Genomic DNA, 25,114 nt, shown 5'->3' on the forward strand with positions numbered 1-25,114 from the left:
AGTAACGCCCATCGGGCGAGAAACTGACCTCATGTTGAGCATCGTCGGGGGTCAGGCGGGTCAGGCCCGAACCATCCGGCTTGACGCGATACAACTGGAAATAATAAAGATCCATTCCTGGCTCGCGTCCCGAGGCCCTGAAGTAGATCCACTTCGCCTTCTGATCGACATGCACGACCTCTTCTACACGCCACTCGCCGCGCGTCAGTTGAGCGAGTTCACGGCCGCTGGCAATGTCATGCAGGTACAGGTGCTGCCAGCCATCCTTCTCGGAGGGCCACACTACGCTCGACCCATCGAAACCCCGCGGCAGCTGTCGAAAGTCGAAGCGAAAACTGGTGGCTGAGAAATCCTCCAGCACATTGCGTGACGCGCCCGTGGTGGCGTCGGTCTCGACGAGCTGCAGGCGACGAAAATCCCGCGACTCCACCAGATGATAGGTATGGCGGCTGCTGCGATCCCACCACAACGAGCCCCACCACGGCGCACCCACGTCGTAGATCAAGTCGTACGGCATCTGAATCGGGTCGGCCTGCCCGTCGATTCGCCTTACCTGCTCGGCCGCCGACGAGCCCAGATCGAAAAACACCAAGCGTGACATCGGCACGTGCTCATCGCCTGCCATCGGCATCCGCAGATAGTTCACTTTCGGGCGCGCTCCGTAGCCTTCTTCCGGCGCCCACTGCACATACGGCATCGGCGGCACCTGCCGCTGATCCACGCGATAAGTGATCAGCTTGGTCGAATCCGGAGACCACAGCACGCGCGCCGGCCACGCGATGTCGTACTTCTTTGCGTTCAAGGACGTCATGAAGGAATCCGGACGCTCGCCGTAAGCATGATCGACGATGCCGTCCGTGGTCAGTCGCAGCTCGCGTCCATCACGCAAGGAACGCAGAAACAAGTTGTGATCCCGCACGAACGCCGCCCACGCTCCGTCGGGCGACGCCACCTCTCCAGGCCGCACCGCCGCTGCGGCCGGCAGCTTGGAACATTGGTAACGGCGCAACTCGCATTCAATGACATCGCTATCGAGCTGCATGCGGATCGCGCGGCCACCCGATGAGAACTCGAACCGCTGCATGGGCAGTGCGTCGGGCGTGTGCTTCTTGCCAGTCAGCGCGGATAGTCCTGCTGCGAGTTTTCGATGATCGAAGGCCGGCTGCCGTGTATTGCGCTCAGCATCCACCAACACGAATTCACTGCCCTTCGGTCCCGTCGTGCGATACCAGAAACGGCTCTGCCCGTCGATCCAGTTCGGTTGTACGCTCATGCCATGGAGTTGCGACGAAATGTTATTTCTTTGCAACGCCTCGGCACGGACATAGGCAGCTCTCATCTCGTCCTGCGCCGCCAGCGCCGTTGCCGAGAACAACACGCCCATTGACAGCACAGCACCACAGATTTCAACAGCGGTCATCTTCATGATCGTCACCACTTACCAATGACCGCGCAGCGTCAGCACATAGTTTCGCGGGACGCCGTAGTAGTTCTCGCTCGAAATCGTCCCCACGGTGCTGTAATAGGTTTTGTCCAGCAGATTGTCGCCGTGCAGACTGATCGACCAATTGTCATCGATGCGCCATTGCAACGAGGCATTCCACAACGCATAGCCACCTTGGAAGAAAGTCGCGGGCACCATGTCTCCAGAGGCGTCCACGGCCTCGGCCTGTCGATACGTTTTGGATTGCACGATCACCCCGGAGCTGACCGTCAATCGGGGTAGACTCGGCACTTGCCAGTTGGTCCAGAGCTTGAACTGATGCTTCGGCGTCACGGTAACCGCCAGCAGCGATTCGCTCGGACCGGTGACAGCACGGTCCGCATAGGTGTAGCCGGCGAACATCTGCCAACCCGGCAACACCACACCACTCACTTCGGCATCGAACCCGGTGACTTCGATATCGACATCGCCAACGAAACAGCACGTCGCGCCCTGCTCCCCGGGCGTGACCGGGTAATTCAAATCTTCCATGCCTTCGCCGTCACGTTGCACGCGATACACCGCGAAGGCGGTATTGAGTTGGCCGAACAGCTCACCCTTCACGCCAGCTTCGTAGCTGACACCTTTCATCGGATCCAGCGGCGTTCCCGGCAGCGGCCCCTCGAGCCGGTTCGACTGACCGCGAAAGGTCTCGCCGTAGCTGGCATACAAAGACCAATTCCGATCGAGCGAATAGGTCAACGCGACACTGGGAACGAATGCCGTGTCGGAAAAACTGGTGACGCTTCTGGCTGCGGGCGTACCGTTCGCCGCATAGCTCTGGAAGATCGACTCGTAGTCATATTCGGTGTAGCGGCCGCCGAGCGTCACTCTCAACGGATCGCTCACCTGCAGGCCGACAGCCAGATACATGCCCTGCTGCGTCTCCGTAGTCCCGCCGCGTGACGCTAGACGGCGCCCCGCGGGCAGCGCATAGGCATACGGATCGAAGTTGAAAACATCGATCGGCCGCGCGACAAACACGTTGCCATTGGCGTCGAGCGCACGTTGCAGTTGAAAGCCGCTCTCGATCTCGCTGCGGTCGACGCCGATCGTGTAGCGATGCTCGCGGCCGAACAACATGACGTTGCCACTGACCGACGCATCGAGCAGATCCCGATCGGCGCTGTAATGAGCGAAAGGGGTATTGCCGCGCAGGAACGGGCCCGTCAGCGTCGTCGGATCGACCGCGCCAAATGGAAAATTGGCGCTGAACGGACTGTCCTGATCCTGCAGTGTGTAGTTGAGCCTGAAGGTCGCCGACTGGCCGAGTTCCTGTTCCAGGCGAGCGAAGTACTCGCGCGTGGTGAAGTCCCAGAAATTCCAGCTCACGGCGAGCGCCGTACTGCGCGGCAAACCAATGTTCGCACCGTTGGAGTAACGCGGCAGACCGCCGACCGGAAAGCCATCCTCCTCGCGCTTTTCGTAGCTGACGCCTGCAATCAGCAGCGTCGAGGGTGTGAGATCGTATTCAATCGTGCCGAACAGAAACTGGCGCGCCACCTCGCCAGCCTCATAGTAATACTCACCTTCTTGATAGGCGCCCACGACGCGCCCGCGCAGGCGCCCGTCCGACAGCAACGGCCCCGTCAAGTCGACCTCGCTCCGATAGTTGTTCCAACGCGCACCGCTCAGATTGACGTTGAACTCCGGCGTCGCCTTGCCGCGCTTTCGCACCAGATTGATGACACCACCAGGATCGCCAGCGCCGGTGAAGATGCCATCCACGCCGCGCAGTACCTCGACGCGCTCGAACGCTGCCGTATCCGGCGTACCCGCCACCAATCGTGACGCAGCCCCGCCATCGATCTGGATCGACACGACTTCGAAGCCGCGCGAGTAGTAGAAGTTATCGACGGGTCCATAGGTCGAGACCGTCACGCCAGTCGCCTGACCCAGAATGTCCTTCAACGAAGTCAGGCTCTGCGCCTCGATGCGCTCTCGACTCACCACCGTGACCGACTTCGGCGTTTCGCGCAGCGACTCGCCGGACTTCGAACCGATGCTCAGTTGTTTATCCAGCGTGCCGAACACATTCACGGATTCGATGATGTGATCGTCGAACGAGGTGCGCTCTGCTTGCGCCAGGATTCGAAAGGTTTTCGCATCGACCTGGCTGAACGTCAGGCCCGAGCCCTTCAGCAGTTCGGTGAGCGCTTGCTCCACCGTGACCTGGCCACGCAAGGCCGGCGCCTGCAAGCCCTCGAGAATGCGTGGATCGAAGAAGACGCTGAGTTGGGTTTGTTCGGCAATCGCCTGCAGTGAGCGCGCCAACGGCTGCGCAGGAAAATCGAAACTGCTGACGGAGTGAGTCTGAGCCAGTGTCGGCAGCGCGGCGGCGCTCAACACGATGCAGCTCGCAAGCATGGGGGCCAGCCCGGTGTTGCGTTTCATGGGTGCCTTTGAATAGTTGGAGTCGACACGGGGTTAGACACAAATCCGCGGTCGACCCACACCCCCTGGTCTCTCTATTTCAACAGGCGCTCCGCGTTTCAACGCGGCCGGCCCGCGATGACGATGTCGTCGTCGCGCCGCTCGACTTGCAAACCGTAGGTCGCAGCGACGGCCGCCGCGAAGCTCGCGGAATCACCGATGCGGAACGATCCACCCACTGGCAGCTGCTGCGCTTCGGCTTGCTCGATGATCAGCCTGGTCTGACTGTAACGATTCATCTCTTGTACGGCGTGCGACAGGGACATGCCATCCAAGGCCACCAGACCTCGACGCCATGCGGTCACCGCTTCCATCGCTGGATGATCGACGGCTGGAGTCGCGTCCGCAGGAATCGTCAAGCGATCGCCGGGCGCGAGCACTGTGCTGCCTGTGACTTCAGAACTCGTCGAAGCCACACGCACCTTGCCTTCCATCAGCGTCACGCTGACCTGTGCGTCACTCCTACGCACGACGAAGGTGGTTCCGAGCGCGGTCACCGTCCGATCCGCAACAGCTACTACGAACGGCCGCGACGCATCTTTGGCGACTTCGAACAATGCTTCGCCACTCATCAGCTCGACGCGGCGCGAACCGTCGTCATAAGAGACGCGGACTCGACTTGCTGTGTTCAAGTAGATTCGCGAGCCGTCCTCCAGCGCCATCGTGCGTTGCTCGCCAACGCTGGTTGCGACGCCGGCTTGGCGCAGATAGATGAAGCCAAACACCATGACGGCGGTGAGTGCGGCGGCCACGCCTGACAACACCGGTCGCCACGAAACGCGGCTGGCAGGTTGAGCAACTCGCCATCGGGCTGGCAACGTGCGCGTTTTCAATCGCTCCACGACTTCCAAGCGTCGCGTGAGTTCATCGAATGCCAGCGCGTTGCCAGGATCTTCACGCAACCATCGGCGCAAGCCTCGTTCCACGCTTGCATCGCGCTGTGGGCCTCGCAGGCGCGCGAGCCAAACGGCAGCTTCGGCTTGCTGGTCGAACAGCGGAGATGCCGGTGGATCCATTTCGTTCGTCATACTGGCAGCTCCTGAGTCAACGCCAGCATGGCCCGCGCCATGTGTTTCTCCACCGCACTCACACTGATACTGAGTTGGCGCGCGATCTGCGGGTAGGTGAATCCTTCCACGTAATGGAGCAGGAATATCTCACGTGTCCTTGGCGTCATGGCGTCGATGAGTGCAATCACTTGATCCAGACTCTGCTCGGCCTCCAACACTTCATCGGGCGCCGGCTCGAAGTGGAGTTGCAACGGCTCGTCACTGTCCGACGGTGCCAGCATCACCTCATCCGGCTTGCGGCTGCGCGCGTTGAAGGACAAGTTCAGTGCCGTGCGGACCAGGAAAGCCTCGGAGTTGCGCACCTCGCCGCCTTCGTTGCAGTAGGTCTGCATGCGTAGGAAGGCGTCTTGGATCACGTCCTCAGCGTCGTGACGCTTCCAACCGCGCCGGCGCAATACCTGGTGCAGGCGGCGAACGTTGTTGAGGATCCAACTCATGGGCCGAGCATGCCATCGGCCGCCGGCCGCTGACCATAGAGGACCCACGGGTTCAGGGCCCTCGGAAAAATATTGTCGAAATATTGTCGTTAGGGGGTGTGGGTTGGGATGGGAGATGTGTCTGGAGACAGGAGGGCTGTTAGCATCGTCGTATGGCCCACACCCTCCGAATCGGCATCCTCGGCGCGGCTCGTATCGCGGCCTCTTTCGTCGCCGGCGCTCGGCAAAGCGCTCGGGTCGACGTGGTTGCTGTTGCCAGTCGGGATGTTGCTCGAGCCGAAGTTTTCGCGCAGACCCACCAGATTGCGCGGGCTTTGACCTACGAACAGATGCTCGCCTCGCCGGAGGTGGATGCCGTCTACATTCCGCTGCCGAATAGCTTGCATGCTCCGTGGTCTATTGCCGCCGCTCGCGCTGGCAAGCACGTGCTTTGCGAAAAGCCGCTCGCTTTGTCGGAGGAAGAGGCGTTAGGCATGTTCGCCGCGGCCGATGCGGCTGGGGTCGTGCTGCTGGAAGGCTATCCGTTTTTGTTTCAACCTCAGACGTTGGAGATTGAACGGCTGGTCGCCGCTGGAACCCTCGGTCGCGTGCAAACGATATTCGCCGCCTGCGGATTTACGCTCAGCAATCCTGATGACATTCGGTTCGACCCTGCGCTCGGCGGCGGCGCGCTGCTCGATGCCGGCTGTTATCCGGTCAGTTTCATTCGCCAGCTCACCGGCACTCGACCGGTTCGTGTCAGTGCGAGCGCTCGCTGGCAGCGCGGTGTCGATGAAACATTGACCGCCACCCTCGAGTTCGCGAACGGCATCATTGCTCAACTCAGCTGCAGCTTCGCCAGTGGCCTGCACCGCACGGCCCTCATTACCTGCAGCGGCGGGATCATTGAAACCGATTATTCCAACCACACCGCTCGCTCCTCTGCTCCTCATTTTCGTCTCCGTCGCGGCAGCGACTGGCGGAACGAGACAGAGATCGTCCCTGTGCCTCGTGAAGATGGCTTTCGGGCTGAAGTCGACGCGTTCGCGGAGATGATTGCCGACCCAGGCAGCGAATCCCTCGCCGCCCGTCGTGCGGCGAGCTTGGATAATGCCTGGACTTTGGCAGCGATTCTGGCGGCGGCAAGAGGCTAGGAAGGGCGCCGCCCTAGGGTGAATCCTACTATCTATCCGGGACTACGCCGGCAACACTGCGGTTTGCTCTGAAGCCAGGATGCTGCCGCAGTGAATGCACCGAAAGCTGTCCCTCGTAACGTGTTGGTCGTGGATGATGATGAAACAGTGCGTGAGGCCGTCGCTGCGCTGTTGAGCCAAGCGGACTATAAAGTGGCTCAAGCACGCAATGGCATGGAAGCGCTGACGCTGTTGGGGCGACAGTGGTTTCCGGTGGTGGTGACAGATCGTTCCATGCCAGTTCTCGATGGCATCGAGTTCGTGCAGCGGCTGCGAGCGATTGCAGTGGCACCGGCCTACGTCATCATGCTGACGACGCTGGTGGACTCGCAGGACTACGAGCGAGGCTATTGCGCGGGCGTCGATCATTACGTGCCCAAGAAAGGTTTCGAAGCGCAGCTGACTGCCAAGGTGGGCGCAGGATTCAACGCAATCAAACGCCGCCAGATGACAGCCACCGGTTCAGGCAGCGGCCCCATCGTGATCGATCTAAGTAGCGGCGCGCATACCGCGCGTCATTTGGTCGGCCGGCTTGGCGCCGAGATGGCTCATGCGACAGCACAGACGCATCAGCTGACGGTGGTGAGCGTCGCCGTCGAGTTGCCGGCAACGTCACCGACCAGTAGCCAAACGATTCACGACGCGTTGTTACAAGCCATTCTGGGCGCTCTGCGCTCCGGCTTGGATTGGGTGGCACGCTTGCCGGCGGAACAGAACACAGCCCGATTCTCGATCATCATGCCGCAAGCCAGTGAAATCGAAGCCGGGGCGTTCGAGCAAGGAGTGCGCAATATTTTTTCGAGCGCGCCTCGCTCTTCGGCGTTGGCCACGGCACGCGTAACGTTCGGAGCGACGGAGCTGCCGAAGGACAATCCAGGAATGACCGCCCTCAACTTCCTGGCAGAAGCCGAACGACGTCGTGGCGCAGCTCGCTCGACAGCGAATGAGCTGAGCACGGTGCAAGGCTAACAACGCGCCGGTTCGGCGCTATGATGCGGGCCGTAGCGACCTGCATTCCGAGTTAGTCCCCCGTGTCCGAGCGAATCCCGTTAGTTCTATTACCCGGCCTGTTGTGCGACGAGCGCCTATGGCGCGATCAGGCACGCGACCTCAGCGACATTGCCGCCCCCGCCCTACCCGACCTCACCCTCGATGACACCGTCGACGCAATGGCGAAGCGCGTGTTGGCCGCGGCGCCAGAGCGTTTCGCATTGGCTGCGTTATCGATGGGCGGTTATGTGGCATTCGAGATCTTGCGACAGCAGCCCGAGCGCGTAACACGACTCGCGTTGCTCGACACCAGCGCCTCGCAGGATTCACCCGAACGTACAGCGCAACGATTAGCCGCCATCGAGTCAATGAAGCACGGCCGATTCTTCGGCGTGACTGCTCGCATGCTGCCGCAGCTAGTGCACGCCCGGCATGTCCATGATCCGCTCGGCGAAGAAGTGCGTGCGATGGCGAAGCGAGTCGGTGGCGACGCATTTCTTCGCCAGCAGAATGCCATTCTGACTCGACCCGATTCGCGCCCCTTGCTGAGCTCGATTCGAGTGCCGACCTGGGTCGGCGTCGGCGACTCGGACATTCTCACGCCACCCAGCGATGCCGAAGAGATGCATCGGCACATCGCCGGCTCGACGCTGCACACATTCGTATCGTGCGGACACCTGCCGCCCATGGAATCACCAGAAGAAACTACCGCCGTACTCCGCCGCTGGCTGCAAGCTTGAATAAATTTCATGGGGCGCGGAAGCAAGTAACACACACGTAGCATCGAATCCGCGGCCGGCGCATCATCGCCGCATGAGTCGCACTACTCCTCGAATCGCCTGCCTCGCCACCCTTGTCACACTCGCCAGCTGCGCGACTGTTGAAGGGCCGCCCGCCTCGCCGCCGGCGCAACGTTTCCAAATAAACGAAGGCCTGAACATCAACAGCTTCGTGCGCGAGGGCGCGGCGGCCGGGCATTTATTACTACGCTCCGGCACCGACCCACGCATTCTGGTGGCCTTTCCAGCGGGCAACAGCGGCGTCGGCTTGTGGTTTACGAAGACGGCGCAGCCGGTAACTTGGACGCTCACTCGACCACCGCAGCCCATCACCGCCGCGGATCCCGGCGGCCGACCGCTGCACGGATTGGAAGCGGAAGTCATCGTCGACACAGCGAAGCTCGAGTTTCACCAAGCCGTACTCTCGTCGGTGAGAGTGCTGCGTGACTATCAAGCACTCGGCACCATACCGGCGGAAGTGGCGGCAACGCCGACTGTCACCTCGACGCATATCTCTTGGGCACGGCCGCGACTCGATGGCGCGCCAGGTTATCGACTCTCCGTCGAAGCGCTCGATGGCGCACAAGTAACCACTGCCGCCGTCACCAGCCCTAACGGCAAGCTGCGGCTCAAGATCGTGGCATTGACTGGCGAAACGCCACTGACGCCCATCGACGGCACCTCGCTGCTCACCGCCACCGCCGGCCGCGACACCAAAGCTCGCGATGTGCTCACGTTTCTGAGCTACCGAGAAAAGTATCTCGCCGGCTCCTGGCGCTTCGATACTTACTTCGGGCGAGACACGATGATGTCGCTGACGTTGCTGGCACCGGTGCTGCAGCACCTGGCCATCGAAAGCGGTGTCGGTTCCGTGCTCGCGCGCCTCGCGCCCAATGGCGAAGTTGCGCATGAAGAAGACATCGGTGAATTCGCCGTGCTTCGAAACGCAAAGGAAGGCCACGGCAAATCAGATAAGCCGATCTTTGACTACGGCATGATCGACGACGACTTCATGCTCGCCCCGCTCACTGCAAATTGGTTGCTGGACAATGACGGCTCGTCGCGGGCTGCGAAATTCTTTGAGACGCGCACACCTACAGGCGAACGACAAGGCGACGCACTGGTTCGCAATCTGGCGTGGGTCGTAGAACGCACAGCTGCATTCGCCACCGACCCGAAGCCGGTGAATCTGGTCGGCCTCAAAGAAGGCCGAATGACCGGCCAATGGCGCGACAGCGAAGAAGGACTCGGCCGCGGCCGTTATGCATACGACGTGAACGCAGTTTTCGTACCGGCAGCACTCGACGCCGCCGACCGTTTGCTGAAGAGCCGCCTGCTCGACGCCTATCTCAACGAAACCCAGCGACGCACCTTGCAGCGAGCGAGCGCGCAACGTGATGCCTGGTCTCGCGCCGCTCCGCCGATGTTTGTCATTACCCTGCCCGACTCGCAAGCACGCGCTCGGGTTCAGGCCTACGCGTCAGCGGTCGGCGTCGATGCAACCAAACCGCTCTCGGCACTCGAGAACAGCCTGCACGGTCAACCTCTCTCGTTCAACGCGCTTGCTCTCGACGCGAATGGCAAGCCCATCCCGGTGATGCACTCCGACGATGGCTTCGCGCTGTTGTTCACCAAGCCGACGGCAGAGCAACTGAATCGCTCGATCGCCGCCATCATGCGTCCGTTCCCAGCAGGCTTGCTAACACCGGTGGGCCTGGTGGTCGCCAATCCCGCGTACGCAGACACTGAAACGCAAAGCCGCTTCGGCAACTCCGCGTATCACGGCACTGTGGTGTGGTCATGGCAGCAGGCAGTGCTTGCAGCGGGGCTGAGCCGGCAACTCGCCAGAACCGACTTGCCTGCCGAAGTACGCACCCGCCTGCAGAACGCGAAGTCGCAGCTATGGGCTGCTATCGATGCGACCAATGCGTTACGAACATCAGAGCTTTGGACCTGGTCGTTCGCAAACGGCGAGTATCACGCCGAAGCGTTCGGGCAGCACAACACTCACGCGGATGAATCGAATGCCGCGCAGCTGTGGAGCACGGTGTTTCTATCGCTCCAACAGGGGAACTGGCTGGGCGCGAGACGCGCCGCTCGGTAACGAGCTAGGTAGCGGTCGGGCGCCGACGCGAAAGCGCGATCGGCACCATCGAGGCCAGTAACAACAAGCCGATGACGGCCCAAGCCGGCGGCAACCAGGATTGCTCTGCCGTAGCCGCTTCGTTTTCGATGAGCTGCGGCCGAGCATTCGCCACCGCTTCAATCTCGACGTCGACGCCATGACCTTCCGCCGCATACGCCGAGACGCGGTAGCGATGTCCTGAAGTCACCGGAAAACTGAATTTTCCGGCGTCGTCGGTTTCAGCAACTGCCGCCGTAGTGATCGGCGTGGTTAAGTCGAGCAACTCCACCGACTCACGCACAGCCAGCTCACCGTTGGAGTAGTACACCGTGCCTTCGATGCGATCGTGCACGTGCTTGGCATCGAGCAGCAGTCCATGCGCGAACGACACCGCCGGCACCGACATGAGCAAGCAGGCCAACCAACGAATCCAGCCTCGCATCTGGTTACTTCGCATCGAAGCCGAAGGAATATTCATAGCTCAGCTCCGTGTACTGAGGATTGCCGGCCACCGGCATGCGCTTGCCGGCCCATAGTCTATTGAAACCACTCTGGGGAACGAAAGCTGCAATTCCCTCGGCGTCGGTAACAGGATCAGCAGCTGTGCCTTCCTCGCCACGCCCCAACTTTACACCCGCCACCGGCTTGCCATCCTGAAGCACGCGCACGCGAAACGGTTGATCTGCCTTGGGCTGCTGGGCCGATAGCGGCACTACTTCGAAGGGCTGCCCGATAACTTTGGTCACCAGCGGTGCCCAAGCGACCACGGTCTTGTGATATTTGACCGCGTAAGTCGCGCGCGTCGCGCCAGGCACTTCATTCATCGGCTTCTCGACGCTCGGGCCCGTGGCCGGTTTCGCGTGAATGCCGTTGTCGAAGTGCATGGAGATCAGCGCCGGCGAACCGTCGACGTGCAGTCGCAAGCCATCGGCGGTGACATTGCGACTCACCTTCAGCGGCTTGCCGCTTTTGTCGACGGCATCGATCTGTTTCAGCTTCGCCGGCTGGTAGGTCTCGAGCTTGCCGGCATGACCGCCGAACAGAACTTGATAATCGCCCGCACTCTGCGCCGGCTCGAGCCACACGGTGTGTGCCAGCGCGCCGGAGGCGCAGCACGCAAGAATCGTCGCTAGTGCCAGCTGGCGTGACTTGGAAATCATGTGAGGTCCCATTAGAAATCGAACTGGATGCCGGCACGAACCGAGCGCGGCATGCCGGGCGCGAACAGCTGTTGACCGCCGATCACCGAAACCGACGTGGCGTACTTCTCGTCCGTGACATTGTCGAGACGCGCATAGACTCGATAGTTGCGCTCGCCTCGCTGCGTATAGGAGACGCCGAGATCGAGCAGATCGTAGTTGTCGGCTTGCAGCGTGTTCAGCGCATCGACTTCGTATTCACCCACGTAGCGCCAGAACGCATTGAAGCTCCAGTCGGCGAACGGCCGGTAAGTGAGTTCAAGGCTGCCGGAGGTCTCCGGCACACCTGCCACCGATAGGCCGAGCAAGCGAGCGTCGGCGTTCTGCTCCACCTTGGTATCGGTGATGCCGTACACAGCAGCGAACTCGAAGCTTTCGACCGGCGTCCAACGCGCGCTCACCTCGACGCCTTCACGCAGAGTCGCGCCGTAGTTCTCGTAAACGCCCGGCGATACCGTGCGCACTTCGCCGGTCGACTTCAGCCGATAGCCGGCTAAGTCAAACTCAAATGCTTCGGCGGCAGTAAAACGTAGACCAACCTCGGTTTGACGAAAAACGTTCTCATCGAGCGGCTGACCGCCGATGGCATATTTCACAAAACCATTGGGCAGCGCGAAGCCTTCTGCCCAGCTGGCTCGCAGTTGTAGCCAGTCGGTCACTTGCGAAGTCACACCCACCTTCGGACTCACATGATCGGCCTTGTTGAGCGCGCCGCACGGATCGGTGCCAGTCTCAGGTCCTTGCCGCTCGCAGCCGCCAGTGAAGCGATCCGCACGCAAACCCACCGACAGCTGGGCCAGCGGGTGCACGGTTGCTCTGACTTCGGTGAACGCTGAGACGCTGTTGAGCTCGGTCTCGCGATCCGACTGCGCCGGCAACACGCGACGACGACGATCCAGACCGTCGAAGAACTTGTACTCGGTGGATTCGCGGAATGTTTCGACACCAGCGATGTAGGTCACCGGAATAGCCGCAAGCGTGGTCACGCCGTTCAGGCTGGTGCCGGCGCCAAACACGCTGCGGTCATAAGTCTCTTCACGCTGACGCCAAGTGCTGGTGTTGATGGGGCGCGAGAACCAACGAGTAAAATCCTGCTGAGTCGTGTATGCGAATGTCAGCAATTTCAGAGCTTCGGCAAGCTGATAGTTCACGTCGCCGCGCACCGTCAGAAATTCTTTTTCCGCGCCGTCGTTCTGCACGTTCGGATCGATGCCGCGACGGTCCGATTCGAACTGAGTTCGCGTGAGATACGAAGCAGAGTCGCTCTCCGATTGCAGGTAGCGCGACGACAGCGCGACCTGCAGATCCGGCGTGACATCCACCGACCAACGACCGGAGAACGTGCCGCGCTCAGTCTTGCTTTGCGGACGGAAGCCATCGGTGCGGTACAGCTGTCCGGCGAGGTTGAGCTGCTGGTTGTCGCTCAGCCCAGCGCCATAGGCAGCCTGCACATCCACTGTGTCGTAAGAGCCCAGCGACAAATCCGTCTCGGCATAGTCGCCGCTCTTGCGCGTCTGAATATCGACCAAACCACCGCGGTTGTAGTTGCCGTACAGCGCCGACACCGGGCCTTTGAAAACGCTGAACGATGCGATCTCCAACGGCACCACCGTGTTCAGATCGACATAGCCGTCGGCGTGCGACATGGCTTCGTTGAGCGGAATGCCATCGATGACGGCACCGAGATCGCCGCCATGACCGCCGCTGCCGAATCCGCGAATGACGATGTTGCTAGCCACCGAGCCCAACTGCAGATCGCGCACCACCATGCCCGGCACGAAGCGAAACAGCTCATCAACATCGGCGAGTCCCTGCTCGCGAATCGCGACCGTGTCGAGCACCGTCGCGCTGTAAGCCGAATCTTCAGCACGCAGCAGCTGACCTTTGACGACGACCTCGTCGATGGGGGCTTCAGCGAGCGACGTGTCCGCCAACACCGGCGCGGCCAACGCACCCAGCGCGCCAGCGATCGCCCATCGCAACATGTTAGACATGAACGCTCTCCGTGAAATAACCATGGACTTGCAGCGCCAACAGCACCGCGCTAGCCGCGATCAACGCGCCGTTGGTGACGCGCGTGATCAGTTGAAAATTTCGACTCGTGCGCCAAACGTGGACGACCGCAGTCATCGCGGTGAGCGCAGCGATCTGGCCGAGCTCGACGCCGACGTTGAAGGCGATGATCTTGGTCACCAGCTCCGGATCCTTGGCCAGCGTCATCTGCTGTAAGCGAGTCGACAGACCGAAGCCGTGGATCAAGCCGAACACAAACACCATGAACAGCAGATTCGGCGCCGGCCGGCCGAACCAGCGACGAAAGCCGTCGAGGTTTTCAATCGCCTTATAAGTAACGGTCAGCGCGATGACCGCATCGACTAGATACGGATTGGCGGTAATACCCGCCATGGTCGCGAACAACAACGTGATGGTGTGGCCCGCGGTAAACGCGGTGATGAATATGACGATCTGGCTGAAGCGCGTGAGAAACAACATCACGCCCAGCAAGAACAGCAAATGATCGTAGCCGGTGAGCATGTGCTCGGCGCCGATCCACGCGGCGTCGAAGAAGCCGCCGATCAACATGCGCTGCTGCGCTTGTTCGCTCACCGAATGCGCCAGCGCACCGAAAGCGAGCAACGCTGCGACCAAGCCGCCCACAGCACGCACCATGAATGAAATCCGACGTCTCACCGCCGCCTGCGCCCCTTATGAAGTTATTCGCGTTCGAACCAGCCGAGGCGCGATCTGGGTGTATGATGATTCCTAAATATTTCACACTCGTGTCAGACCGCCGGATTTCTACGAGCAGCGCCATGCAACGACTCACCATTTCCATCGATGACGATTTGGCCGAGGCCTTCGACCGCTTCATGCAACAGAAGGGTTATCAGAATCGCTCCGAAGCGTTTCGCGATCTGCTGCGTAGTGAACTGGATCGAGACAGCCTCGATCACGGCGGCGCGCATCACTGCGTGGCTGCACTGAGTTACGTGTACAACCATCACGAACGACAACTCGCTGGACGGCTGGCGCAGTTACAGCACGATCACCACGACGTCACCGTCTCGACCATGCACGCGCACTTGGATCACGACAATTGCATCGAGACCATGATTCTTCGCGGCCACACGCGAGAAGTGGTGCAATTCGCCCAAGCCTTGATCGCGGAGAAAGGGGTACGCCACGGTAAGTGCAACGTAGTCCCGGTGGAGTCGGAAGCGAACGGGCGCGCACATCCACATCATCACCACGTACACTTACGGCCGCACCGTTAGGCAATTGCCGCGAATTTTCGGAGATGACGATGCGTTCCAAACTATTTACGCCAGCCCAGGTCGGCCCGCTGACCCTCGCCAACCGCATCGTGATTGCGCCCATGTGCCAGTACTCGGCCGTCGACGGCTGCATGACCGACTGGCACGTAATTCACTTGGGTCAACTGGCACTGTCGGGCGCGGGCTTGCTGACGATCGAAGCAACCGCCGTCAAACCTGAAGGCCGCATCAGCTACGCCGACGTTGGGTTGTACTCAAACGCCACCGAGAACGCGATGCGCCAGGTGCTGGAATCGATCCGTCGCTACTCGGACATGCCGATTGCGATTCAGCTCGCGCACGCCGGCCGCAAGGCTTCGACGGAAGTGCCCTGGAAAGGCGGTGCGCAGCTGGCGATCGATCATCCGAACGGCTGGCGCCCCGAAGCGCCTTCGGCCGTGCCTTATCTCGAAACGGAAACAACACCGACGGCGCTGGATAAAGCAGGTCTAGCCGGGGTGCGCGATGCTTTCGTCGAATCAGCCAAGCGTGCAGTACGCATCGGCATCGATGCGATTCAGATCCATGGCGCGCACGGTTATCTGCTACACGAGTTTTTATCGCCGTTGTCGAATCGTCGTGACGATGAATACGGTGGCTCGCTCGAGAATCGTATGCGCTTTCCGCTCGAAGTGTTCGACGCGGTCCGCGCAGCAGTGCCGGCCGAGAGAGCCGTCAGCATTCGAGTCTCCGGCACCGACTGGGCACCGGGCGGTTGGGACGCGGAGCAAACAGTGGAGTTCGCGCGCGCGTTGGAAGCTCGCGGCTGCAACGCCATTCACGTGTCGAGCGGCGGCCTGACCTCGGCGCAAAAGATTCCAGTCGGCCCCGGCTATCAAGTTCCGCTGGCGCGTGCAGTCAAAGCTGCGGTGAAAATGCCGGTGATCGCGGTCGGGCTGATTTCCGAATTCGAACATGCCGAGTCCATTCTGGTGGCCGGCGACGCCGATATGATCGCCCTCGCCCGCGCGATGCTCTACAACCCGCGCTGGCCGTGGCATGCAGCTGCGCATTTCGGCGCTGCTGTCAAAGCCCCCAGCCAGTATCTACGTTCGCAACCGGCCCGCTTCCGCACCCTGTTCGATATTCGCGCCAACGATTGAGCAACCCCGCGCGCGAGAAGGAGTCGCACATGTTCGAGATCCGCGCCGACGATCTTTCCAGCGAGCCGACGCGCGAGCTGCTGAAACTGCACTTCGCGAACATGCATGCCAGCTCGCCGCCGGGTGCGGCGTTCGTGCTGGATCTGTCGGGTCTGCGCGCTCCCGAAATCACGGTGTGGTCGGCTTGGGAGCACGGCTCGATCTTGGGCATCGGCGCGCTGAAAATGCTGGACGCAAGCACCGGCGAGATCAAATCCATGCGCACCCATCCCGATCATCTGCGTCGTGGCGTGGCCGCTGCGCTGCTCGAGCACATCATCGCCGAAGCGCGCCGCCGACAACTATCGAGACTGAGTTTGGAAACCGGCAGTGGTGACACGTTCGAGCCGGCACTGAAGTTGTATCGCACTCGAGGCTTCGCCAACGGCGCACCTTTCGGCGATTACCGGCCGAGCGAGTTCAATCAATTCTTACATTTGCCGCTTTGACAGCAGCGAGGTCAGCCGGTCGGCTTGTTGCCGGCAGCGCTGGGACGCGGCGCTTTGTCGCTCGCAGAGATGGGATGCTGGCCGAGCAGCACGTCGTCCAGCTTGCGACGCTGATTGGTGTCGGTATAGAAGCGAGCGATTCGCTCGCGGGCTTTCTCGCTGGTCTCGCGATCCACGCCAGTCGCGGCTGAGATGATTTTCAAGCTGCTCAGCAGATAGCGCTCGGCATCCTGGTTGCGTCCTTCCCTGTGCAGGATTTCGCCCAGCGCGCTGGCTGAACGTGCCGAACGCCACTCGGGCGCATCGGTGCGCTTCCAACGATTCATGGCCGCAGTGAACGACGCCTCGGCATCCGCCAGCTTGCCGCCGCCAGCCAGCGCCTCACCCAAGTAATGCTCCGCCGACGCCACGTACTCGTGATCGGGCGGCAAGCTCTTGGCGAACAGTTCGAGCGTGCTACGGAGCACTTCTTCGGCTTCGCCGAACTTGGACTGCTTGAGCAGCACCGTGCCGAGCATGGTTTGCAGATAACCGATCTTGCCGTACGCGGTGCTGCCCGAATCGCGATGCGCGCTGATGGCTTCGCGAACATAACTTTCCGCGGCTTTGGCATCGCCTTGCGCCATGCGAACTTGCGCCAGCGAGGCCAAGGTGTCCGCAACTTTGCTGTTCGACTTGTACAGCAAGCGCTGCGCAGTCAGCGTGCGTTCGAAAATCGGCGCTGCCTCGGCGATGCGCCCCTGATACAGCAAAATTTCCGCGAGATGATAGTCGGCCTTGATGCGATCGGGATGCAGCTCGGCGACGCGGCTATAAATGTCGACGGCTTCGCGAGCTGCCGCTTCGGCGCCGGCAAGATCGTCGGACCAGGACAGAATATTGGCCAGCTCGCTCAGAATGCTGCCGACTTCCGGATCGCGAGGGCCGCGCGCCTGACGCATCAGCTCCAGCGCCATGGTGAACGACTTGTGAGCTTGCGCGGTGTTGCTACGAAGGTTTTCCAGACGACCGTTTTCCACCAGCAGCTTGGCCGTGACTTCCGGATTGGCGCCGCCGTTCATCTTGGTCATCTGCTGGGCTTCGCTGAACAGCTGATCGGACTCTTTGAACTTGCCGGCTTCGCGGGAAGCAATCGCCAGTTCGATCAGCAACGAGGCTGTGCGCGGATTGTCGCCAGGCTGCAATTGACGCTGTAGACGCAAGGCATTCTCGAGCTGCGGCACGGCGCGGTCGGGCAACCCCATGCGTCGATACGCAACGCCGATGGTTTCCAGCAACGGCGAGCGCACTTCGGGCTGCACGTCCAGGTCGGTTTCGATGGAACGGCTGGCTTGATCCAACACGTCACGCGCGCTTTGTTCGCGGCCGAAGTTCACGAATGGATCGGCGGCAGCGAACATGTTTCGCATAAAGCCCGAAACCTTCTCGGCGCGTTCCTTCTCTTGGGTCGCCAGCACCAGCGCTGCTTCGGTTTGGGCCCGCTGGTAGGACATCACCAAGGAAACGCCGATCAGGAAGAAAATGAAGCTGGCGCTGGCCGCCACCGCCAACCGGTTACGGCGCACGAACCGATTGGTGTAATAGACCCAATTGCCTTGCCGCGCCTGGACCGGCTCGTTGGTCAAATGTCGCCGGATGTCGGCGATCAATTGTTCGACCGAGCTGTAACGAAGCTGCGATTCCTTACGCAGCGCGCGCATGATGATGGCGTCCAGATCGCCGATCAGGCTGCGTTCCAACTTATCCGGAGTCGTGCCGCGAGCCGCCGCCAATGTGCCAATAGGCGCCTCGCCTTCGGCCGGCGTGCCCCCCACCGCCGCACGCACGGCCGCACTCGGACGCAATGGGTCGGTAACGCAAATCGCCCGTTCCAGCTCGAGCTGGCTGGCCGCCGACGACGACAGCGTGTACGGACGCAGGCCGGTGAGCAGTTGGTACAGCACCACGCCCAACGAATACACGTCGCTGACAGTTGTCACCGGCTTGCCGAGAATCTGTTCGGGACTCGCATACTCGGGGGTGAGCAAGCGGTCGTTCATGCGCGTCAGGTCGGACGCCTTGGTGACGTCGCTGGCGTCCAACAGCTTGGCGATACCGAAGTCCAGCAGCTTGGGCTCGCCTTCGCCGGTCACCAGGATGTTGGCCGGCTTGATGTCACGATGCACGATCAAGTTCTGGTGCGCGTACTGCACGGCGCCGCAAACCTGCAGGAACAATTCGAGCCGGGCGCGCAGGTCGAGTTGTTGCCGGTCGCAATACTGGTCCACGGGTTCGCCGTGGATGTATTCCATGACCAGGTACGGCTGGTGTTCTTCGGTCTCGCCGGCGTCCAGCAACCGGGCGATGTTGGCGTGGTTGAGGCTGGCCAGGATCTGCCGTTCGGCACGGAAGCGCAGGCCGAAGGAGGCCGCGGCACTCTCATCGATGATCTTGACCGCGACCTGGGCCGAATATTGTTTGTCGGCGCGTTCGCCGAGATAGACCGTGCCTGAACCGCCCCGGCCCAACACCGAAACAATCAAGTACTGGCCGACCACCCGGCCGATCAAAGAACGGCTGCCGGGCTGGGAAGACTGATGCAAGGCCTGGCCGATAGCCCGGGAGATGGGACCGGTGCCGCCTTGGGTAAAGGCGAACTTCACCAGGTCCAGCAGCTCGCGCAATTCCTCCGGATCGGCGGCATTGTTTCGAACAAACGACTCCCGTTCCGCGCGCTGCAGCTTGGTCGCCTTGGCGAATAGCTCTTCTATTCGCTTCCAGCGTTGGTCTGGAGCACTCGAAGTTGTCATAACCCGGTCATTTGTTTGCCGCGGCGCATGTCTGGTCTAGGCGCGTATTCCATCGAAAAACACACGAATACATGAGTTACCGCGCCTCACTTTTGAAAACAAACAGCGCCGTGTAATCCACGTAGAAGTCGCCGCAGCTCCGATTCAGGGTTCTCCTGAATATCCATTTTGATGAGCATAATGAAGAATTCGGCGTGACGGAGTTCACAAGTCGATGCCGGTTATGTCGACGAAATGCTCGTTATGACGGTCCGGACACTTTTTTTATCTCGGGAGAGATTCATGCGCTTCGCCTCTATCGCCGTTTCAGTTGCTGTTGCCTTGGGTGCCACGGTGTCCACTGCCGCTCTGGCCGACGACACGGGCGGAGCCAAGCGCCCCCTGTTCCAGCTCGCCGACGACACCGGCGGTGCCAAGCGCCCTCTGTTCCAGCTCGCCGATGACACTGGCGGCGCCAAGCGTCCCCTGTTCCAGCTCGCCGATGACACTGGCGGTGCCAAGCGCCCCTTGCTGGTTGACGACACCGGCGGCGCCAAGCGTCCCTTGTTCCAGCTCGCCGATGACACCGGCGGTGCCAAGCGCCCCATGCTGGTTGACGACACCGGCGGCGCCAAGCGTCCTTTGTTCCAACTCGCCGATGACACTGGCGGTGCCAAGCGCCCGCTGCTGGCTGACGACACCGGCGGCGCCAAGCGTCCCCTGTTCCAGCTGACCGACGACACCGGCGGTGCCAAGCGTCCCCTCCTCCAGCTCGCCGATGACACGGGCGGCGCCAAGCGTCCCCTGCGCGGTTAATCGAGCAACACCAAGGAGCCAGTCATGAAAAAGTTCATTTTCCTCGCCCTCAGCGTCGTTGCCCTGGTCCCGGCCGTCTCTGGTACTGCAGTACCGAACGCCAACGACACGGCCATTGCCGCTCAGTCCGACCTGACCCCGGAGCTGCTCCAGTCGCTCAAGGCCCAGGCCGGTTCGACTCTGCCTCGCCCGCTGTAATAGCGAGCCAGGTTTGAAACAAGAAGGCGCGCGGCCCAAGCCGCGCGCTTTTTTATACCTGCCGGAGCATCCGCTCCACTCGCCGCCCCAGATCGTCGATGGCGAACGGCTTGGTCAACAGCTCCATCCCCGGCCCGATGTGGCCATGATTGAAGGCCGCGTTCTCGGCATAGCCGGTGATGAACAGCACCTTCAACTCCGGCCGTAACAACAACGCGGCATCGGCCACCTGGCGGCCGTTCAGCCCGCCTGGCAGACCCACGTCGGTGATCAACAAGTCGATCTGCCGATTCGATTCCAGGATGTCCAAGCCGGCGCGCCCATCCGCCGCCTCGATGCAGGTGTAGTTCAGATCGCCGAGCGCATCGGTAATCAGCATGCGCACGGTCGGTTCGTCGTCGATGACCAGCACCACGGCATCGGCGGCCGGCTGTAACTCCGTCGTCAACGCCGCCGCGTCGTCGATTTCTTCCTCACCCAGGTGTCGAGGCAGATAGATACACACCATCGTGCCCTGGCCCATTTCGGAATAGATGCGCACATGACCATGGGACTGCCGGGCAAAGCCGTAGACCATGGATAGGCCCAGCCCTGTGCCCTGACCGGTGGGTTTGGTGGTAAAGAACGGCTCGAACACCCGCTCCAACAAATGTTTCTCGATGCCGGCACCGGTGTCGCTGACACAAACGGTGACGTACTGGCCGGGATCCATGTGCCGATCGCGGGCGGTACGCTCATCCAGCCATTTGTTGCCGGTCTCGATGGTGATCTTGCCGCCCTCGGGCATGGCATCGCGCGAGTTGATGCATAGATTCAGCAGCGCGTTTTCCAGCTGGTTGGCGTCCACCATGGTCAGCCACAGCCCGCCCGCTTCGATGGTTTCCACTGCGATGCCCGGGCCCACCGTCCGGCGCACCAGCTCCACGAACTCCGACATCAAGCGGTTGATGACGATGGCTTTGGGCGCCAACGTCTGCCGGCGTGAGAACGCCAGCAAGCGATGCGTCAGCGACGCGGCCCGGCGGGTCGCGCCCTGCCCGGCCGTCAAATACCTTTCCACATCCCGCGTGCGACCTTGCGCCAGACGCACACCGATCATTTGAAAAGCGCCGGAGATGCCCGCCAGCAGATTGTTGAAGTCGTGCGCCAAACCGCCGGTGAGTTGCCCGACGGCTTCCATCTTTTGCGCCTGGCGAAGCGCGTCTTCAGCCAGCTTGCGCTCGGCCAATGCCGCCGCGATCCTGGCTTCCAATGTTTCATTCAATTCCTGCAAGGCGCGTTCGGCGCGCTTGCGGGCGGTGACGTCCTTGAACAAGACCGCCACTTCGCGGCGACTGGCCGGTTCGATCCGGAACGCCGACAGCTCCAGGTGCCGCCCGGTGGCCACCAACTCGCGCTCGAAGCGAATGGGTTGCCCGGTCTTGAGCACCTCCACATACAGAGCGACCCAACCTTCGGCTTCCTCCGGGACCATCTCGCGCACCTTCTGCCCAACCACGTTGGGAATGCCGGCGTGCTGGGCATAGGCGGCGTTGGCCGAAATATGGATGTAGTCGCTGAGCGGGCCGTGCGGGCCGTCGAAGAACTCGATGATACAAAAGCCCTGGTCGATGGAATCGAACAGGGTGCGGTAGCGCGCCTCGCTTTCGCGAATCTCACGCTGCCGTGGGCTTTCGGGCTCGACCGTCTCGGCGGCGCCGTATTCTGTTGTAGTGCCGATCAAGACCCGACTCTGAAGGCAACTGACAGGCCGGTCTCTATATCACAACTTGAGCTCGGGGCCGTATTCCTGCGGCACCGAGCCCGGCTTTGTATATTTTTCTCTGACGATCAGTTTCGAGTTTGCTGGCGCTCCATGGCGGCCCGCAGCTCGTCTTCCTTGGCCCGCAGCTCCGGCGTGAACTCGGCGCCGAAGTCCTCGGCCTCGAAGAACGGACGGATTTCGATTTCAGTGTCTTCGCCCGGCATGGGATGCGGACAGCGGCGCACCCAGTCGATGGCCTCGTCCATGGATTGCACCTGCCAGATCCAATAGCCGGCGATGACTTCCTTGGTTTCGGCGAAGGGGCCGTCGATCACCAACCGCTTATCTCCCGCGAAGCGCACGCGCTTGCCCTGGCTGCTGGGCTTCAACCCGTCGCCGCCCAACATGACGCCGGCTTGAACCAGCGCCTCGTTGAACTTGGTCATGTCGGCGAGCAATTGTTCGGAGGGCATGACCCCCGCTTCGGTGCTCGGGGTGGCCTTGATGATTACCATGACTCGCATCGTCGTACTCCTGCAGATTGCCAAGCGGTATGACTAAAGGACGCGCGAGCCGCCGCGGGTCCGACACTTGGCAACGCCTTTATGAATCGAGTCAGCGTGCATCGGCTCAGCCGGGGGCCCAGGGTCGCAGCTCTTCCAGCCGCTGCCGCACGTAGGCCATGACCTGTCGGCGCTTCTCCGGACCGCGTTTGCCGTCGTCGCCGCCGGCGGCATCGCCGAAGAAGCTGGGCATGCGGTCTTCGATGCGCTCATAGATGCCGCGCCATAGCTTCTTCAAGCCATGCACCGAGACTTCGAGGATGGGCATCAAGGCGTCGTCGGACTCGTCGAACAATGCGAACCACAGCAAGCGGCGTTGTGAGGCCGAGAAACAAAACAACGGCGGCTGATGTTCGAAATTGTTACGCGCCGGCGGGCCGGGCATTTGATTCCAGGCCTGCTCATGAGTCAGGCCGAAGTACGCCGGCCGCAGCTCCAACGGCAAGCCCGACAGACTGTCTTCGTCCACCAGCCGGCGGCGCATAAACCCCGAGCCGGCCGCGGCATAGTCGTCGGTCGCGTTGGTTTCGTAATAGATGGCACGCAGCCGATAGCCGTAATGAAACGTTCGGTAGGTGTCGTTAGCCACCGCGACCAAGCTGTGGCCGTATGGATTCTCGGCGCCGAACTGCCGCGCCGAGAAATGCAGGATCAGCATGGTCAGCTCGCCGGCTGCGTTCTCGGTTCCGATTTCACGATCGGTCATCGGTCGGAAGCTGCCGTCGATCAGGGCTTCGTAGAGACGACGCGTGATAAATGCGTTGGGCTCGTCGTCCAAGCGCAGCTCACGCACCAGCTGCTTGGGCAGAATCAAACTTACGCCCCAGGCCTGGATTCGGTCGGCTGGCAGCGCCAGATCTTCGATCACCGCGCTGATGACCGATGGCTCATCGACCAGGTGTTGCCACAACTGCGGCAAGGCCTGCCGCGTCTGGGCACTCAACCCCAACCAGGGCGGCAACAGGCTCAAACACTCGTCCAGATCGCGGCGAGTCACCGGTCTGTAACGCAAGCGAGCGATGCGGCGAGGACTATTGGGCGGGGCTGCAACCATTGGCCAAAGTTTAGCCCAATGTCACAGCGATCCCATGCCGGACCGGAAGTCCGCTTGACCAGGGTCAGCGGCTTCCGGTCCGGCCCAGATCAGAAGCTGTAGCCGGCCTTCACGCCGATCATGCGCGGCCGCGTGCGATCGGCATTGGCCCATGAATAATACGGATCGGCCCACTTGTTCTGGTTGGTGAGGTTGGAGACGAACAGTTCCAGCTCGACCCGGTCGAGGCTGACGCCGGTACGCAAGTTCACCAGATCGATGGCGTCCGACCATTGCGGCAGGAACTGCGGCAGGAAGCTGGAACGATCGATGTACGCCACCTTGTCGCGATGGTTGTAGTCGAGACTGACGAATGCCGGCAACTTGCCCGCCAGCTCGAACTGGTAGCGCGCGCCCAGGTTCCAGCTCAACTTGGGGGTGTAGTCGGAGCTGTCGCCAACGATGTTGACCTGATCGCCCGGATCGGTCTCGATCATTTCGCTCTCCAGCCAGGCGCCATTCGCATACAACGACAGCGACTGCACCGGCTGCAGAGTGATACCGGCTTCGATGCCTTTCACACGCACCTTGCCGATGTTACGAGACTCGGAAAAGAACGCGCCGTTGATGACGGTCATGCGCCGGCGGATCATGTCCTTGTAGTTGGTGAGGAAGCCGGCGAAGTCATATTGCAGGATGCCGTCGGCCGCCACTCCTTTGATACCCAGCTCCCAAGTGAAGATCTTTTCGGGCTGGTACGGATCGAACGGTTCCTGGTTGAAGCCGCCGCTGCGGAATCCCTTGGCGAAGTTCAAATACAACGTCGTGTCGTCGCTCGGCTTGAAGCGCACATAAGCACGCGGATCCACCGAGTCGAAAGTCGCGTCCAGTTCGGTGCCCGCGCCAGGCGAGTACTCGATCAAGCTGGTCTTCTTGTCCTCGAAATAACGCACACCGCCGCCGACGGTCCATCGGTCAGTGAACGCATAGCTGCCGTCCGCGAACAACGAATAGGACTTGGACGTGGCATGCGAGAAGTAATATTGATTGCCGACGAAGATGCCGCCGTTTTCGTAGAGGCTACCGTCGGTGGTGTACGCGTACTCGTAAGTCACCGGGTTGCGATAGTCCAGATCGCGGTAGTAAGCGCCGAGCGTCCACTCGAACGGCCCGCCGGAAGACGCCAACCGCACTTCCTGGCTGAACTGTTCAGCGAGTACGGCGCGGTCGTCGTTGCCTTCGACATAGCCGTAAGAAAGATTGCCCGGCCGCGGGATGTATGTGAACGGCAGGTGATGATCGAAGTCGATGTAGGACGTGGCGCTGATCAGCTTGGCGAAGCCCACATCGTAGTTGAGCGTCAGATTGTAGAGTTCGAAGTCCACGGTCTTGGGCCGCA

At 61.3% G+C, this 25,114-nt stretch carries 22 protein-coding genes; 9 read left to right on the forward strand and 13 right to left on the reverse strand.

The genetic code is table 11. From position 1 onward, the window contains the following. The 4 genes from JNL55_RS30660 to JNL55_RS30675 form a co-directional block, all read right to left on the reverse strand. Positions 1 to 1,426, reverse strand: a 1,426-nt coding sequence (locus JNL55_RS30660) for a DPP IV N-terminal domain-containing protein (RefSeq protein WP_293863524.1), incomplete at its 3' end; no start/stop codon positions are given. Positions 1,427 to 1,438: 12 nt separating this feature from the next. Then, the gene (locus tag JNL55_RS30665) at positions 1,439 to 3,877 is read right to left on the reverse strand and encodes a TonB-dependent siderophore receptor (protein ID WP_293863526.1); all 2,439 of its coding nucleotides are present in this window, start codon (positions 3,875 to 3,877) and stop codon (positions 1,439 to 1,441) included. A gap of 98 nt (positions 3,878 to 3,975) precedes the next feature. After that, positions 3,976 to 4,944, reverse strand: a complete 969-nt coding sequence (locus tag JNL55_RS30670) for a FecR family protein (protein ID WP_293863528.1) — start codon at positions 4,942 to 4,944, stop codon at positions 3,976 to 3,978. Further along, a complete protein-coding gene (locus tag JNL55_RS30675; protein ID WP_293863530.1) occupies positions 4,941 to 5,423 on the reverse strand; it encodes an RNA polymerase sigma factor in 483 nt (160 codons plus the stop codon). The genes JNL55_RS30670 and JNL55_RS30675 overlap by 4 nt, the downstream gene beginning before the upstream one ends. Positions 5,424 to 5,575: 152 nt before the next feature. Between JNL55_RS30675 and JNL55_RS30680 the strand changes: the two genes are divergently transcribed. The 4 genes from JNL55_RS30680 (at position 5,576) to JNL55_RS30695 (ending at position 10,468) form a co-directional block, all read left to right on the forward strand. Beyond that, complete coding sequence (locus JNL55_RS30680; protein WP_293863532.1) at positions 5,576 to 6,556, forward strand: Gfo/Idh/MocA family protein; 981 nt, start codon at positions 5,576 to 5,578, stop codon at positions 6,554 to 6,556. A 90-nt stretch (positions 6,557 to 6,646) separates the two neighbouring features. Further along, entirely contained in the window at positions 6,647 to 7,564 is a 918-nt protein-coding gene (locus JNL55_RS30685) for a response regulator (RefSeq protein ID WP_293863534.1), read from the forward strand. 62 nt (positions 7,565 to 7,626) lie between these two features. Further along, positions 7,627 to 8,325, forward strand: coding sequence for an alpha/beta fold hydrolase (locus JNL55_RS30690; protein ID WP_293863536.1), 699 nt, complete (start codon positions 7,627 to 7,629; stop codon positions 8,323 to 8,325). A 73-nt stretch (positions 8,326 to 8,398) separates the two neighbouring features. Beyond that, on the forward strand, positions 8,399 to 10,468 hold the full coding sequence (locus tag JNL55_RS30695; RefSeq protein WP_293863538.1) for a hypothetical protein: 2,070 nt from the start codon (positions 8,399 to 8,401) through the stop codon (positions 10,466 to 10,468). 4 nt (positions 10,469 to 10,472) lie between these two features. On the opposite strand, the gene JNL55_RS30700 is transcribed toward JNL55_RS30695, so the two are convergent. The 4 genes from JNL55_RS30700 to JNL55_RS30715 are packed head-to-tail and all read right to left on the reverse strand — an operon-like array spanning position 10,473 to position 14,358. Further along, on the reverse strand, positions 10,473 to 10,967 hold the full coding sequence (locus tag JNL55_RS30700) for a carboxypeptidase-like regulatory domain-containing protein (protein ID WP_293863540.1): 495 nt from the start codon (positions 10,965 to 10,967) through the stop codon (positions 10,473 to 10,475). Then, complete coding sequence (locus JNL55_RS30705; protein WP_293863542.1) at positions 10,936 to 11,649, reverse strand: DUF4198 domain-containing protein; 714 nt, start codon at positions 11,647 to 11,649, stop codon at positions 10,936 to 10,938. Before JNL55_RS30705 ends, JNL55_RS30700 begins: the two co-directional genes overlap by 32 nt. A gap of 11 nt (positions 11,650 to 11,660) precedes the next feature. Continuing rightward, positions 11,661 to 13,682: a TonB-dependent receptor gene (locus tag JNL55_RS30710; RefSeq protein ID WP_293863544.1), complete on the reverse strand. Its 2,022-nt coding sequence runs from the start codon at positions 13,680 to 13,682 to the stop codon at positions 11,661 to 11,663. Next, positions 13,675 to 14,358: a HupE/UreJ family protein gene (locus JNL55_RS30715; RefSeq protein ID WP_293863546.1), complete on the reverse strand. Its 684-nt coding sequence runs from the start codon at positions 14,356 to 14,358 to the stop codon at positions 13,675 to 13,677. The genes JNL55_RS30710 and JNL55_RS30715 overlap by 8 nt, the downstream gene beginning before the upstream one ends. A gap of 143 nt (positions 14,359 to 14,501) precedes the next feature. Between JNL55_RS30715 and nikR the strand changes: the two genes are divergently transcribed. From nikR to JNL55_RS30730, 3 genes are read left to right on the forward strand one after another with little or no spacing between them, the layout of a single operon-like run. Further along, positions 14,502 to 14,963 (forward strand): nickel-responsive transcriptional regulator NikR, encoded by a 462-nt coding sequence (gene nikR / locus JNL55_RS30720; protein ID WP_293863548.1) that lies wholly within the window; start codon positions 14,502 to 14,504, stop codon positions 14,961 to 14,963. Positions 14,964 to 14,992: 29 nt separating this feature from the next. After that, positions 14,993 to 16,105, forward strand: coding sequence for an NADH:flavin oxidoreductase/NADH oxidase (locus tag JNL55_RS30725; RefSeq protein ID WP_293863550.1), 1,113 nt, complete (start codon positions 14,993 to 14,995; stop codon positions 16,103 to 16,105). 29 nt (positions 16,106 to 16,134) lie between these two features. Next, entirely contained in the window at positions 16,135 to 16,593 is a 459-nt protein-coding gene (locus JNL55_RS30730) for a GNAT family N-acetyltransferase (protein WP_293863552.1), read from the forward strand. A gap of 11 nt (positions 16,594 to 16,604) precedes the next feature. Here JNL55_RS30730 and JNL55_RS30735 read toward each other — a convergent pair whose 3' ends face one another. After that, positions 16,605 to 19,382 (reverse strand): serine/threonine-protein kinase, encoded by a 2,778-nt coding sequence (locus JNL55_RS30735; protein ID WP_293863554.1) that lies wholly within the window; start codon positions 19,380 to 19,382, stop codon positions 16,605 to 16,607. Between the two features lie 282 nt (positions 19,383 to 19,664). On the opposite strand from JNL55_RS30735, the gene JNL55_RS30740 reads away from it, so the two are divergent. Together JNL55_RS30740 and JNL55_RS30745 are read left to right on the forward strand one after the other, a co-directional pair. Beyond that, complete coding sequence (locus JNL55_RS30740) at positions 19,665 to 20,177, forward strand: hypothetical protein (RefSeq protein WP_293863556.1); 513 nt, start codon at positions 19,665 to 19,667, stop codon at positions 20,175 to 20,177. 24 nt (positions 20,178 to 20,201) lie between these two features. Beyond that, positions 20,202 to 20,375, forward strand: a complete 174-nt coding sequence (locus tag JNL55_RS30745; protein WP_293863558.1) for a hypothetical protein — start codon at positions 20,202 to 20,204, stop codon at positions 20,373 to 20,375. A 52-nt stretch (positions 20,376 to 20,427) separates the two neighbouring features. Here JNL55_RS30745 and JNL55_RS30750 read toward each other — a convergent pair whose 3' ends face one another. The 4 genes from JNL55_RS30750 to JNL55_RS30765 form a co-directional block, all read right to left on the reverse strand. After that, the gene (locus JNL55_RS30750; protein WP_415923196.1) at positions 20,428 to 22,029 is read right to left on the reverse strand and encodes an ATP-binding protein; all 1,602 of its coding nucleotides are present in this window, start codon (positions 22,027 to 22,029) and stop codon (positions 20,428 to 20,430) included. Positions 22,030 to 22,205: 176 nt separating this feature from the next. Further along, positions 22,206 to 22,643 (reverse strand): YciI family protein, encoded by a 438-nt coding sequence (locus JNL55_RS30755; protein ID WP_293863562.1) that lies wholly within the window; start codon positions 22,641 to 22,643, stop codon positions 22,206 to 22,208. Positions 22,644 to 22,749: 106 nt separating this feature from the next. Continuing rightward, complete coding sequence (locus JNL55_RS30760) at positions 22,750 to 23,694, reverse strand: hypothetical protein (protein WP_293863564.1); 945 nt, start codon at positions 23,692 to 23,694, stop codon at positions 22,750 to 22,752. A gap of 131 nt (positions 23,695 to 23,825) precedes the next feature. Further along, positions 23,826 to 25,114, reverse strand: a 1,289-nt coding sequence (locus JNL55_RS30765) for a TonB-dependent receptor (RefSeq protein ID WP_293863566.1), incomplete at its 5' end; no start/stop codon positions are given.

Source organism: Steroidobacter sp., from assembly GCF_016790065.1.
In the GTDB taxonomy this organism is placed as follows: domain Bacteria; phylum Pseudomonadota; class Gammaproteobacteria; order Steroidobacterales; family Steroidobacteraceae; genus Steroidobacter.

Bases quoted from the DNA above. Each gene is read 5' to 3' on its own strand.
- JNL55_RS30665 (WP_293863526.1), bottom strand. From the start codon at position 3,877: ATGAAACGCAACACCGGGCTGGCCCCCATGCTTGCGAGCTGCATCGTG.
- JNL55_RS30670 (WP_293863528.1), bottom strand. From the start codon at position 4,944: ATGACGAACGAAATGGATCCACCGGCATCTCCGCTGTTCGACCAGCAA.
- JNL55_RS30675 (WP_293863530.1), bottom strand. From the start codon at position 5,423: ATGAGTTGGATCCTCAACAACGTTCGCCGCCTGCACCAGGTATTGCGC.
- JNL55_RS30680 (WP_293863532.1), top strand. From the start codon at position 5,576: ATGGCCCACACCCTCCGAATCGGCATCCTCGGCGCGGCTCGTATCGCG.
- JNL55_RS30695 (WP_293863538.1), top strand. From the start codon at position 8,399: ATGAGTCGCACTACTCCTCGAATCGCCTGCCTCGCCACCCTTGTCACA.
- JNL55_RS30700 (WP_293863540.1), bottom strand. From the start codon at position 10,967: ATGAATATTCCTTCGGCTTCGATGCGAAGTAACCAGATGCGAGGCTGG.
- JNL55_RS30705 (WP_293863542.1), bottom strand. From the start codon at position 11,649: ATGATTTCCAAGTCACGCCAGCTGGCACTAGCGACGATTCTTGCGTGC.
- JNL55_RS30710 (WP_293863544.1), bottom strand. From the start codon at position 13,682: ATGTCTAACATGTTGCGATGGGCGATCGCTGGCGCGCTGGGTGCGTTG.
- JNL55_RS30715 (WP_293863546.1), bottom strand. From the start codon at position 14,358: ATGGTGCGTGCTGTGGGCGGCTTGGTCGCAGCGTTGCTCGCTTTCGGT.
- nikR (WP_293863548.1), top strand. From the start codon at position 14,502: ATGCAACGACTCACCATTTCCATCGATGACGATTTGGCCGAGGCCTTC.
- JNL55_RS30725 (WP_293863550.1), top strand. From the start codon at position 14,993: ATGCGTTCCAAACTATTTACGCCAGCCCAGGTCGGCCCGCTGACCCTC.
- JNL55_RS30730 (WP_293863552.1), top strand. From the start codon at position 16,135: ATGTTCGAGATCCGCGCCGACGATCTTTCCAGCGAGCCGACGCGCGAG.
- JNL55_RS30735 (WP_293863554.1), bottom strand. From the start codon at position 19,382: ATGACAACTTCGAGTGCTCCAGACCAACGCTGGAAGCGAATAGAAGAG.
- JNL55_RS30740 (WP_293863556.1), top strand. From the start codon at position 19,665: ATGCGCTTCGCCTCTATCGCCGTTTCAGTTGCTGTTGCCTTGGGTGCC.
- JNL55_RS30745 (WP_293863558.1), top strand. From the start codon at position 20,202: ATGAAAAAGTTCATTTTCCTCGCCCTCAGCGTCGTTGCCCTGGTCCCG.
- JNL55_RS30755 (WP_293863562.1), bottom strand. From the start codon at position 22,643: ATGCGAGTCATGGTAATCATCAAGGCCACCCCGAGCACCGAAGCGGGG.